This window comes from Dokdonia sp. Hel_I_53 (assembly GCF_007827465.1).
Lineage (GTDB): Bacteria > Bacteroidota > Bacteroidia > Flavobacteriales > Flavobacteriaceae > Dokdonia.
In genome coordinates this window covers 743,984-757,402 of record NZ_VISL01000001.1, presented here as the reverse complement: position 1 = coordinate 757,402, position 13,419 = coordinate 743,984, and the positions used below count along the sequence as shown (strand labels likewise).

The window sequence follows — 13,419 nt, the reverse complement described above, 5'->3', positions numbered from 1 at the left end:
TCTAATTTAAGTTTATATTAAATTTATTTCTAATAGTGCGGATCACCGTAACGTTAGGAAAAATAGAATATATAACTTGTATTTTTAAAGCTTAAATCTCGTTCAATTTAATATATGAATCACGATCAATTAAAAAACTTAGAAGACAAACTCTGGAACTCTGCAAACGCTATGCGTGCACATGGTGGATTAAAAGCATCTGACTATGCGGTACCAGTTTTAGGTCTAATCTTCTTAAAGTTTGCCGAAAATAAATATAGTCAGCACGAAGCTAAAATTTTAGCAGATTATCAAAAAGATAAGGGCACACGTATGGAACGCACTATACAAGAAGTGGCGCTGGCTACTTGTGGTTTTTACTTGCCAGAAAATGCTAGATACGATCATTTATTGAAGTTGCCAGGAAACAAACGAGCAGAAGCATTACGTGATGCTATGAAAGGTATAGAAAAGTACCAAGATGCTAAATTTCAAGATGTATTACCTACAGAGGCGTATTTTGAGATAGAAAAAAAGAAAGACGATATTTTACCTGAACTATTAAAATCGTTCTCAGACATTCCTAAAGATGCTTCTGGAGATATATTTGGTAAAATTTATGAATACTTCCTTGGTAAATTTGCCATGAGCGAAGGACAAAAAGGAGGTGAGTTCTTTACGCCAACGTCTGTAGTACGTTTTATTGTAGAACTTATAGAACCTTACAAAGGTAAAATTTATGATCCTGCTTGTGGTTCTGGTGGTATGTTTGTGCAATCTGCCGATTTTATTGCACACGAAGGTCACGACCTAAACGATATCTATGTCTACGGACAAGAATACATGGGAGAAACCGTGCGTTTGGCTAAAATGAACTTATTAGTACACAATTTACGTGGTGAAATTACAGAAGCCAACTCTTACGATAGCGATCCTTATGATGGCTTTGGTAAATTCGACTTCGTAATGGCAAATCCACCATTTAACGTAAAGTCTGTAAAAGAAAGTACGGTTAAAAACGATGAGCGTTTTTACAAATATGGTTTACCAAAAAACAAGGGTAAGAAAGATGATAAAATAAGTGATGCCAATTATTTATGGATATCACTCTTTGCTACCTCATTAAACAAAAATGGAAGGGCTGGCTTTGTAATGCCTAACTCAGCTTCTGATGCTCGAAACTCAGAATACGATATTCGTAAAAACATCGTAGATTCTGGGATTGTAGATTGTATGGTGAGTATGCCAACCAATATGTTTTTAACGGTAACTCTTCCTGCTACTTTATGGTTTTTCGATAAGCAGAAAGTGAATACAGAGCGTAAAGACAAAATATTGTTTTTAGATGCGCGTAACGTATATAACCAAATAGATAGAGCCCATAGAGAGTGGACTCAAGAAAATCAACAAAATTTAGCAGCTATAGTACGTTTGTACCGTGGTGAAACTAACCGCTATTTACAGTTAATTGATACCTATATAAAAGCAGCAGACCAAGCTGAAATTAAAATTGAACCTGCTAAGGAAGCATTAGTCTTACAAATTGAGAAGGTGATAAAAAGCCTGAAAAAGCACATTGAAGAAACAAAAGACAGCAAGCGCACACCTGCAAAAACCAAAGCTTTAAAAGAAACCAATTTCTTTAACCTAATAGAAAACTTTAAGCGCACTACGCCTCAAGCAAATAAAGAGGTGTTAAATAACCTAGCACACCCTATAAAAAGTACGCAAAGAGATAACGAAGAGCAATTGCAAGTAGCAGAACATTTACAATGGAATGTTGCACAAAACAAGCTTGAAAGTGATGCTTTAAAACAAGATGTAAATACCCTTTTAGAACTTTACAAAATAGCAGACAAAAACCTGAAACTTAAAACGGATAAAGTTTGGAGTAACTACGATTTAGTGAAAGCTGATAAAAATTTAGAAGAAGCATTACAACTATATTTAGAATCCACAGAGTATGCTGCCTATTGGGTTACAAATATCTATTGGCTACAATCACGTTTTCCAGAAGCAAAATATGAAGATGTGGTAGGTTTATGTAAAATGGCTGATAGAACTGAATATGTTGAAGAACAAGATTATTCTTTAAATGCAGGACGTTATGTTGGAGTGGAGATTGAAGAAATCTCAATGTCAATTGAAGAATACACCACATTTCTAAAAGAGAAAAATCTCAAATTTAAAAGACTTGGAGAAGAATCACTAGGACTGGAAAATAAAATTGAACTAAACCTAAAGTCTTTGCTGTATGAAATTAACTAAAACGACTTTAGATCAATTAGGGTTTGTCGGGAGAGGACGGTCTAGACATAGACCTAGAAATGATCAATCATTATTCGGTGGAAAATACCCGTTTATTCAAACAGGCGAAGTAAAAGCTGCAAACTTATATATAAATGATTTTAAAGAAACCTATAACGATAAAGGTTTAGCTCAAAGCAAACTTTGGGAAGAAAATACTTTACTAATAACTATTGCTGCAAATATTGCAGATACCGCTATTTTAAAAATACGAGCTTGTTTTCCAGATAGTATTGTTGCTTTTATTCCTAAAGAAAGAGTTTCTGATGTAAAATATGTTAAGTATTATTTAGATTTCATTCAAATTGAATTAAAAGCTATTTCTCAAGGAACTACTCAAGATAATATGAGCCTTGATAAATTATTAAGCAAGCCTATTTACGTGCATTCATTTGAAGAACAAAAAAAAATAGCCTCCATCCTTTCTGCTTATGATGATTTAATAGAAAACAACAACCAACGCATTACACTTTTGGAAGACATGGCAGCCGAAATCTACAAAGAATGGTTTGTACGTTTTCGGTTTCCTAATTATCAAAACACCAATTTTTTAGATAAAGAGGGTAATGAAGTAGCACATGGTACAAAAGGTGGGATTCCTGAGGGGTGGGAGAAAAAGGCAGTTAAAGATATTGTTGGAAATTTTAAAGACAAATACAAGGAAGAAGAACATTCACATCTAGGAATATTTGACTTGTCTAGAATGCCTAGAAAAAGTCTTGTTGTACCACAATTTGGAGATTCCAATGAATTAGAATCCTCAAGAATAATTTTCAAAGAGAATGATATTTTATTTGGTTCAATTAGATCTTATTTTCATAAAGTAAGTTCCGCTAATAAAAAAGGGATCACTAATGTTTCAGTTTTAATTTTCAGACCTAAAAAAGAGATTTACAGAAGCTATTCTCTTTTTACATTTTTTAGTAATCACTTCATTAATTGGTCGGTTAACTTTAGTAATGGAACTAAAATGCCTACGATTTCTTGGAATGAAGTTCAAAATTATTCAATTTATAAACCTTCTGATGATTTATTAGAATATTTTGAAGAATTGGTTTTCCCAATGATTAAAGAAATACACACTTTATCTGATAAAAATATAGTGCTTCAAGAAACCAGAGATTTATTATTACCACGTTTAATTAGTGGTAAGTTGAGTGTGGAGGGTTTGGAGGTTGGAGAGATAGATATGAATATGGCTGCGGAGCCAGGTACAGTCTATGAAACAAAGAAGTAACACGTTTTTATTATCAGCGGCTTTTAAAGAAGCTATGAATCTAGAGCAATTGCAGAATGCCACTGCTTTATACTATCAGAGTTTTAAAACAAATAAGTTTACGATTCCAAAAAAAGATACGTTGGCTTTCATGCTATTTGCCAAAAGAGCTAGAATAACATTTGGGCCTTATCAAGACATAACTTTTTACGAGATTAGTAATCGTATTTATTCAGATTTAGTATTACTAGAAACAGCAAGATTGTTGTTTGGAAAGTTTCATGTAAAAAGCGTAAAACTAAAGCTGAGTAATCATGCTGGAGATGATATCGCGGTAATAGACAAGGATAATAAAGTAATTATAGGTGAAGCATTTAATACAGCACCTACTTATTTTCAACAAAAAATGAGAAGTGATTTGAGAAAGTTTAGTGACAATAAAAAAGGCATTATAGCTTTTAATAAAACAGCACTTTTAGGTCATGAAAACTGGTTTCAAGGTAAAAAAAGTCAGTTTCCTAATATCACTTTTATTTTGTGTGAAGATGAGAACATAAACTCACTAACAAATGGATTATAAATCAACAGTAAGCGACATTTTTAGTCCGCGTAAAAACCTATTTGCAGTACCCAATTACCAAAGAGCTTATTCTTGGGAAAGAGACAAGCAAATAAAACAGTTTTTTAAAGATATTAAAGAGCATCCAGCATCTGTAAAACAATATCATTTAGGTCATTTCTTATTTGAAGAAGACGAGCATAACAAAAACAAATTTTGGATTATAGATGGTCAGCAAAGACTTACTACTGTAGTTGTATTTTTAGCTTGTGTGTATAACAAACTAAAAGATATTGAAGCTTATAACAATGTAGCTACTAATATTTATAATGAATATTTAGTAAATACAGATAGCAACCAAAAATATTGCACAGTAACCTATGATAATAATTTTTTTGAAAATATCGTTATCAGACAAGTACAAGATAAAGCAGATACCAAATCTAGAAAACGAATTTTAGAAGCATTTGAGTTTTTTACTTCCGAATTAAACAAAAAAGAAGTTTCCATTGAAGATATTATATATTGGAAAGATTTAATTGAAAATGCTAAAATAACTACAGACTCTGTTTCAGATAAAGCAGAAGCTACACAATTATTTACATTTCAGAACGACAGAGGAAAAGACTTAACCGAGTTAGAGAAGTTGAAGTCATTTTTAATGTTCAATATTTATTTAGATTGTACTATTTCAGGTAAAAACCCTAACAGTGATATAACGTATATTGAAAAGGAATTTGAGACCATTTATCAGTCATTAGAACTCATAAAAATAGCTGATGAAGATCAAATTCTAAATTATCATACCATTGCATTTGTTTCAAATAATGATACCTCATTAGAACGTGTAAAAAAGGAATTAAAAAAACAAGACAATAAAAGTAATTGGATTAAAGACTTTTCGGTTGCTTTAAAAAAGAGTTTTTCAAGCGTAGTTGCTATCCAAAGATCTAAAAACAAAGAAAGTTTATTAGGCGATGTTTTGTATTTAGATCAATACAACGCTTTTCCTTTAATTTTAAAATTATTCCACTTTCACGATATAGAAAACTTTAGAAAATCACTTCGTTTAATTGAAATAATTTTATTTAAAATGGAGTACACTGTTGGTAATTATAGAACAAATTTGTTACATAAAATTGCCTTAGATTATAATAGTGATATAATAATATTAGAAAATTCTTTATTGCATTATGCAAATCATGGATTTAAGGGCTATTGGAATTTTACAGGGGATTTTGAGCGTAGTTTAGACGGCAACTATCACTATTTCAAATCTACACGGTATTTACTATGGAAATACGAGAATGATTTAAGAGCGAGTCATGAAATACGTGAGCCAGCAATGAGTTATAACGATTTTGCAAATACCTATGGTAAATTTAAATATCAAAATACTTTAGATCACTGGACACCACAAAAACCAGATGAGTTGGAATACTCAAAAGAGTTTAACGAAAAATATTTAAACAACATAGGGAATTTAGTCTTAGCAACTAGAAGTAGAAACTCAAGTGATAGTAATAATTTACCAGAAGAAAGATCTACTAGCTCGGTTTTAATCCAAAGACAGAAATTAGAACCTTTCAAAGAAAATTGGACTGAAGTTGAAATAAAAAAACGACAAGATGATATTGTAATTTTTGCTAAACGTTACTGGAATCCGAATACAATTTAAAATTAGTTTATGGCATTTATAAACGAATCACATATAGAAGAAGCAGATATTCAATTTTTTGAACTAATGCTAGGTTATACTCATAAGGATGCTTGGGAGAAAAAACTTATTGGTAGAGACAGCCTAAAAGATGTAGTTTTAAAAGAAGATTTAAGAACTGCATTAATGAGACTAAATGATACGTTACCAAATGAATGTATAGAATTTGCAATAGATGAGTTGTCTAAAAGTAGAGCAAGTTTAACGCCTGTTATTGCTAACAAAGAGGTTTATAATTTAATTAAAAAGGGTGTTCCAATATCTTATCAAAATAAGGAAGGAAGAGAAGAAAATGGCTATGTAAAAGTATTGGATTTTGAAAAAGAAAAGAATAATGATTTTTTAGTAGTTTCTCAATTAAGTATAGAATATTTACAAACCGAAAATATTACCAGAAGACCAGATTTATTACTATATGTCAATGGATTACCGTTAGTAATGATTGAACTTAAAAACGCAACTGAAAAAGTAAAAGGTGGTTATGACATAAACTTAAGACGTTATAAAAGAGACATACCTCAGTTATTTTGGTACAATATGTTAGTCTGTATTTCTAACGGTATTCAAACTAGGGTTGGCTCGTTTAATGCACCATGGGAGCATTTTTTCTCTTGGGTAAAATTAGAAGACACAGCAATATCAAACAGTCAATTAACACGGTTAGAGGTAGAGGCTAAAAGTTCGTCATCTAACACACGTTTAAGCTTAAAATTGTTTGGAGAAGGTTTATGCACAAAAGCTAATCTATTGGATTATTTTGAAAACTTTGTATTGTATCATAAAAACAAGGTGAAGATTATAGCAAAAAATCACCAATATTTGGGAGTTAATAATGCTATAGAGTCTTTGCTACACAAAGAAGATAATAAAGGGAAGTTAGGTGTCTTTTGGCATACACAAGGTTCAGGAAAATCATATTCCATGATTTTCTTTTCTCAAAAGATAGAACGTAAAGTACCCGGTAATTGGTCCTTTTTAATTGTGACGGATAGAACTGATTTAGATAGTCAAATTTATCGAAATTTTCAAGAGACAGAAGTTGTTTTAGAAACTAAAGAACAGAAAGAAAACTATTACAGACCTAGTAGTAGAAATAAGCTAAGAGAATATTTAGAATCAAACAGATCTTACGTCTTTAGTTTAATACACAAGTTTGGGATAGAGAAAGGGAAAACCTATCCAAAGCTTACAGAGCGTGACAACTGGATTGTAATTGTAGATGAAGCACATAGATCACAATATAAAGGTTACGGAGAAAATATGCGTATTGCATTACCAAATGCACAATATATAGCATTCACAGGCACACCTCTGCTACGAAGTGAGTTGACTAAAGATTGGTTTGGCCCATATGTGTCAGAATATAACTTTGCACAAAGTATAGAAGATGGAGCCACAGTGCCATTATATTATAAAAAATCGGTTCCAAGAGTAGAACAGATTAATGAAGATTTGGTAGGTGAAGCTGCAGAGATTTTAGAAAATGAAAACCTTACTGAAGAGCAAAAGAAAAAATTAGATAGAGAATATTCTACTTTATTACAAGTAGTGCGTCGAGAAGACCGTTTGCAAGAAATTGCAAAACATATAGTACAACATTATCCGTACCGTTTAGATGTTTTAAATGATGAAAAACAGCGCAAACCCATGAAAGCAATGGTCGTTTGTATTGATAAGTTTACTGCAGTTAGAATGTATGATTTTGTGCAATTAGCACAAAAAGAAGAAATCAAAGACTTAAGAAAGAAAATTGCTAGAGAACGAGATTCCGAAATAAAAGAACGCTACAAACAAGCAATAACATTTATGGAGGAAACTAAAATGTCTGCAGTAGTCAGTCAGGAAGGTTCTGATAACGAAGAAAAAGAAGTCTTCGAGAAAGAGGGACTTAATATTACACCACACAGAAAGTTAATGGATCATCCAGATGAAGATGGTCGTAATATTGAAGATTATTTTAAAGACCCTAATAGTGAGTATCGTATAGTCTTTGTAACCGCTATGTGGTTAACAGGTTTTGATGCTCCTGCAGTATCTACACTATATCTAGATAAGCCATTACAGAACCATACATTAATGCAAACTATTGCAAGAGCAAACAGAGTTTTTGAAGGAAAAAAGAACGGTTTGGTTGTAGACTACTTTGGTGTATTTAGAAATCTCAAAAAAGCTTTAGCAGATTATGCTGAAGGAACAAAAGGGAAGAGTACAACTGATGATGAAGATGAATTTCCAGTAAAAGAATTTGAGGATTTATTAGCGCTTTTAGAACAAGCCATTGTTGAAACGAAAATGTACTGCAAAGGTTTAGGCTTTGATATGGATGCCATTTTAGATTTAGGAGAACAAGGTTTTAAAGAAGTAGAATTGTTTCAAGAATACGCAAACGTAATACTTCAAAAGGATGAGTATAAGAAGCAATTAGGATTATTTGTGAATACTATTGCGAGTCTATATGATTCGGCTAAGCCTGAAATCTATGGTTTTCCTAGTATAAAAAAGGCTAGAGATGTGTTTGAATACCTACGAAAAGTTGTAGACCGCCATGTTGATCAAGATGAAGCAATCGAAAGAGCTAAAAAGAACTTAGATGCTCTATTAGATACTAGTGTAGTGGGTAAAGGCGACTTACAAGAACAAACAAATGATTATATTATAAGTAACTCTAAGCAAATAGATTTAAGTAAGTTAGATTTTAATAAGTTAAGAGCAGAGTTTCCAGAAAAGAAACATAAATATATTCAGTTTGCAGACTTGCGAGAACTTATGGAAGTAAAACTAAAACAAATGTTAGCTCAAAATAAAACTAGAGGATCATTTTTAGAAAGTTTTGAAAAAATCATAGAAGATTATAACTCAGGAAGCTTATCTATTGAGGAAGCTTATGAAGACTTAATGAAACAGGCAGAAAATATGTCTGAAGAGCAAGAACGTGCTGCAAAAAGCGGTATGACGGAAGAACAACAAGAACTTTTTGATTTATTAAAGAAAGACAAATTAACTAAAGAAGAAGAAAAGAATGTTAAACTTGCTGCCACTGAGTTATTAGTAATTTTATTTGATGCCGAAAACAAAATTCTAATCCAAGAATGGCATAAGGAAAAGGCTACTCAAGAAATGGTAAGACAAGAAATTAAGAAAATTTTGAATAAAGACTTACCACAGTCGTATGATAGAAATATATTCGCAGAAAAGACAGATGTTATATTTCAACATTTTTATCAATTAGCCGAACAAGGCAGAGGTTTTGCAGCATAGTTAGAATAGATTTTCAATAAATTTTCATTATTTCAGTTGGAAGTTATTTACGATTCATTAAATCTCACTCCCCACCACGCCCTACATACAACTCCATCGCTTTCTTATACTTTATCGCACCTTTCATACTCAGGTCATTAATAAAATTATTTAGCTCAGGGTGATTGCGGGCGGTCCAGGCTACTAGGGAGTCCCGTTCTTGTTGCCACATATCTCAGTTTACATCGATGCAGGTGATTTCTTCAAGCTTAGTGATGTTACCGTTTAAAATATATTCTGTGGCTGCAGGTGAGTGGATTGTTCTTTAAAAATTTAAACCGTAGCGAACTCACGGCTACCGTAGCGATTACTTGCTCGTTGTCACTTTCTATGGAAACCACCTCGTAGGAGGGCTTACATATGGAATCCCACTTAAAGTGATCGTAGCCATTTACCTAAGTGAGTTTTTTAGAAAACAAGTAGGGATGTCCTTGCGTGAGTATATTATGAAAGCCAAACTTAGACTAGTAGAGATACGTCTTCTCAACTCAGATTTTACCCTCACTGAAATCGCAGATGAGTTAGGCTTTACAGATGTAAGTCACCTCTCAAAAACATTTAAACGCTATACAGGTACTTCTGTAAGAGCGTTTAAAAATGCAGGGGAGTATATGCTACTTAAAAGAGCCTCTTGTGGTGTGAGTGCTTAAGACTTACTTATTTTTATAACCAATCAAATATTCATATATGAGTGGTACGCTTTCGCGAAAGCGTGAAAAAAACACAAACCATCTGTATTGAGAACTCAACCGATATATCTTTAGCTTAGAGCCGCAGTGAGAGACTGTAATCACTTAAATTTGCAGTAAGAGGAATACTTCAGAAAAGAGAATACTGTACTATGGATACACTAGAACTAAGAACCGTAAATGTGGTACAATATGTACAGCCTTTACGCGAGGGAGGATCCCTGCCTGCCCTAGTTAAGGCAGATGATGGATATATGTATGTGCTTAAGTTTCGTGGAGCGGGGCAAGGAAAGAAAGCTCTTATTGCAGAGTTGCTAGGCGGGGAGATTGCTAGAACCTTAGGTCTAAAAGTACCAGAGCTAGTCTTTATGAACCTGGATGATTCCTTTAGTAAAACGGAGCCAGATGAGGAGATTCAAGATCTTTTGAAGTTTAGTGTGGGTTTAAATTTAGGATTACATTTTCTATCTGAAGCGATCACTTATGACCCGCTAGTTAGTTCCATAGATGCACTTACCGCCTCTAAAATTGTATTGCTAGACTGTATCATTAGCAACATTGACAGAACCGCCAAAAATACCAACTTGCTACAGTGGCACAACGAGATATGGGTCATTGATAATGGTGCCAGTTTTTACTTTCATCACGATTGGAATAACTGGGAAAAACATCTAGAACGAACTTTTCCGCTGGTGAAAGATCATGTACTCTTAGAAAAGGCAACCCAACTCCAGCAAGCGGCAGCTGAAATAAAGCAATTATTGACAGTAGAGAAGCTAGAAAGGATTATAGCGAGTGTTCCTGAAGACTGGCTCGTGTCTGAGTTTGATACCATAACACCAGAAGCGATGAGAGCGGCCTATCTCGAATTTTTAAGTTCGCGATTAGCAAAAATGGGAGTATTAGTAAAAGAGGCAGAAGATGCAAGATAAATATACCTTTGAATACGCCACTATACGCATTGTTCCAAGAGTAGAGCGGGAGGAGTTCTTTAATGTAGGCGTGATTGTATTCTCTAAAAAGAAAAAATACCTTGGCATTAAAGTGCATATCTGCCCGGATAAGTTGGCTGCCTTCAACGCCGACTTAGATCTTGCCCAGTATCAAGCCTATCTCAATGCTTGGGAACTAGTATGCGAGGGAACAGCTGCAGCGGGTAGGATAGGAGCGATGGAACTTTCTGATCGATTTAGGTGGTTAACCGCTTGCCGTAGTACGGTGATCCAGAGTTCTAAAACCCACCCCGGACTGTGTGAAGATCCCGAGCAAATGCTAGCGGAGATTTTTGCTAAGAATGTGTTGTAAGTATTGCAATCTATATGCGACTGAGATCACTACAATATGTAGGAAAATTATGTCGTTCTACATTTGGATTTGCATATAAATGGCTACTTAATATCGATTTATGGCTATATCAAATGGTTCCTAGGTGACATTTGGCTATTCTTTAGAGGTCCTTTAACGACATTTATACATTTTGTATTCTAACTTTACAAAGTAAAACTTCAAACGACAAAAAATTGTAGATGAAAGCAGAAAAAAAACGTATTCCCTGGATTGTAATCTTATTATCTCTTAGTATCATTGGTAGTGTTTTTTACACACTATCTGGGCAGCGTAACCATTCTCAAAACTCCTCTTCAATAGAATCTACTTCTTCAGAACGACCTACTTTTGAATCAAAATCAGCAACTTTAGAAACAACCTCAGTTACGAGGCCTACTCCAACTGTAGAAGAACAACAGCAATATGTGCAGAAACAAAAAGAAATAGTTGCAGCGGTAAATCGCTACTTTGCTAACGCTATAAAAAGAAGACAAATTATAGGTGCTGGAGTGAGTATTGTAAAAGGCGATTCTGTCTTAGTTGCAACCGGTTATGGTAAAAGAAATGCTGGGACAGGGGAGAAAGTAAACAGTGAAACTGTCTTTCGATTAGGTTCGTTATCAAAAGGATTTGCGGGCATCCTTGCTGGAAAATTTGAAAGTGAAGGATATTTAGATTGGAGTGACAACGTAAATGAATATTTACCAGCGCTTGACTTTGGGAGGGCCTACTGTGCAGAAGATATTACGATCTCACACATGTTGTCACACAGTACGGGGGCTCCCTATCATAGCTTTACAGATAAAGTTGAAGACGGTATGTCTTTAGAGAAGATCGCAACGCATTTTTCGTCAGTTAAACCTATTAGTAAGCCAGGAGAAATTTATAGTTATCAAAACGCCATGTTTGCCATGACTGGGGAAGTAACAGAACGTATCACTTGTTATGACTTTGAAACAGATTTAGAGCAGCAGCTCTTTAAACCGCTAGCTATGAATGCAACCTCTACAAATCATAGAATGTTGCTCAATACTAAAAACAAAGCCGTTTCACACAAAAAAACACGAAGAGGGTGGAGAACCATACGACTGAATGATAGATATTATAATGCTGTTGCAGCTGGAGGGATTAATTCTAATGCAGATGACATGTCAGCATGGATGCAACTCCTATTAGGTCATAGACCGGACATTATGAGTAAAGAAGCTCTAGCCGAAGTTTTTGAACCACAAATTGAAATTCCTGGTAAACGTAAGTATTACCAACGATGGAATGACCATACCGCTTCATATTATGCCTATGGATGGCGCGTTCATAAATTCTTTGATCTGCAAAATGGTTTTACAACTATGATCCACCACGGCGGAACAGTAAATAATTTTAGGAACGAAATTGCGATCTTTCCAGAGGATGATCTAGGCATTTGTGTGTTAATGAATTCGCTAACACCCTTAGCAAAAACGGTTATTCCAGATTTAGAAAAAATTGTAAAAGATATTTTAGAAGAGCAACCAGATCAAAAGGATAGGGTAGCTTCTACTATTTAATTTTTCCTCATTATTAAACTAATTACCTACACTCTTGGAGTAATTTTTCGACTACTTTTTGAATCCCACTAGTAGCATTCTCTTCAAATACTGTGGTGTTAGCGTGTGCAGCATTTAGTTGAGGTTTTGGATCCACGACAAATGTATGTGTATGTACAGGAGCATAGTCAATCAAGCTGGCTGCCGGATATACCTGCATAGATGTCCCTACGAAAATAATATAATCTGCTTTTGAGACGAGGGTAGCAGCCTTTTCTAAAAGTGGTACTGCTTCTCCAAACCATACAATATGCGGCCTTAATTGAAACCCATTTTTACAAAGGTCACCTATTTTGAGGTCTTTAGTACATTCCATAATATCTCCATCATTTTGAGTGCTTCTTGCTTTTAAGAGTTCACCATGAAGATGTAACACCTGTGTACTGCCGGCTCTTTCATGTAAATCGTCGACATTTTGTGTAATCACATGCACATCGTATTTTTCTTCTAGATTTACTAGTGCCTGATGTGCCTTATTAGGTTGAGCCTTTAATAATTGGCGTCTTCTCTCATTATAAAATTGTAATACAAGTTTTGGATTTTTTGCAAAGGCTTGTGGTGTAGCTACATCCATGACATTATGCCCCTCCCATAGACCACCTGCATCTCTAAATGTTTTTAAACCACTTTCTGCACTGATCCCAGCACCACTTAATACAACAACTCTTGGTCTTAACATAACCTTATTTTTTATTAGTAAGCTTTTAACATCCTTGAACTTAAATTTGAACGTATATAATCCA

The 13,419-nt window shown here is 34.1% G+C and carries 10 protein-coding genes; 9 read left to right on the top strand and 1 reads right to left on the bottom strand.

Features of this window, described 5'->3' with window-relative positions; translation table 11 throughout:
• The first annotated feature begins 114 nt into the window (after positions 1-114).
• The 9 genes from OD90_RS03245 (at position 115) to OD90_RS03205 (ending at position 12,637) form a co-directional block, all read left to right on the top strand.
• Positions 115-2,247, top strand: coding sequence for a class I SAM-dependent DNA methyltransferase (locus OD90_RS03245; RefSeq protein WP_144666499.1), 2,133 nt, complete (start codon positions 115-117; stop codon positions 2,245-2,247).
• Entirely contained in the window at positions 2,234-3,523 is a 1,290-nt protein-coding gene (locus OD90_RS03240) for a restriction endonuclease subunit S (protein WP_144666496.1), read from the top strand. Before OD90_RS03245 ends, OD90_RS03240 begins: the two co-directional genes overlap by 14 nt.
• On the top strand, positions 3,507-4,082 hold the full coding sequence (locus OD90_RS03235; RefSeq protein WP_144666493.1) for a hypothetical protein: 576 nt from the start codon (positions 3,507-3,509) through the stop codon (positions 4,080-4,082). Before OD90_RS03240 ends, OD90_RS03235 begins: the two co-directional genes overlap by 17 nt.
• Positions 4,072-5,739, top strand: coding sequence for a DUF262 domain-containing protein (locus OD90_RS03230; RefSeq protein ID WP_144666490.1), 1,668 nt, complete (start codon positions 4,072-4,074; stop codon positions 5,737-5,739). Before OD90_RS03235 ends, OD90_RS03230 begins: the two co-directional genes overlap by 11 nt.
• A 9-nt stretch (positions 5,740-5,748) precedes the next feature.
• The gene (locus OD90_RS03225) at positions 5,749-9,036 is read left to right on the top strand and encodes a type I restriction endonuclease subunit R (RefSeq protein WP_144666487.1); all 3,288 of its coding nucleotides are present in this window, start codon (positions 5,749-5,751) and stop codon (positions 9,034-9,036) included.
• A 350-nt stretch (positions 9,037-9,386) separates the two neighbouring features.
• Positions 9,387-9,725 (top strand): helix-turn-helix domain-containing protein, encoded by a 339-nt coding sequence (locus OD90_RS03220; protein WP_261374457.1) that lies wholly within the window; start codon positions 9,387-9,389, stop codon positions 9,723-9,725.
• Positions 9,726-9,916: 191 nt separating this feature from the next.
• Entirely contained in the window at positions 9,917-10,696 is a 780-nt protein-coding gene (locus OD90_RS03215; RefSeq protein ID WP_144666484.1) for a HipA family kinase, read from the top strand.
• Complete coding sequence (locus OD90_RS03210) at positions 10,686-11,069, top strand: DUF3037 domain-containing protein (protein WP_144666481.1); 384 nt, start codon at positions 10,686-10,688, stop codon at positions 11,067-11,069. The genes OD90_RS03215 and OD90_RS03210 overlap by 11 nt, the downstream gene beginning before the upstream one ends.
• A gap of 221 nt (positions 11,070-11,290) precedes the next feature.
• Complete coding sequence (locus OD90_RS03205; protein WP_144666478.1) at positions 11,291-12,637, top strand: serine hydrolase domain-containing protein; 1,347 nt, start codon at positions 11,291-11,293, stop codon at positions 12,635-12,637.
• 22 nt (positions 12,638-12,659) lie between these two features.
• Here the strand turns inward: OD90_RS03205 and OD90_RS03200 are convergent, their stop codons facing one another.
• A complete protein-coding gene (locus OD90_RS03200) occupies positions 12,660-13,355 on the bottom strand; it encodes an SIR2 family NAD-dependent protein deacylase (protein WP_144666475.1) in 696 nt (231 codons plus the stop codon).
• Positions 13,356-13,419 lie beyond the last annotated feature (64 nt).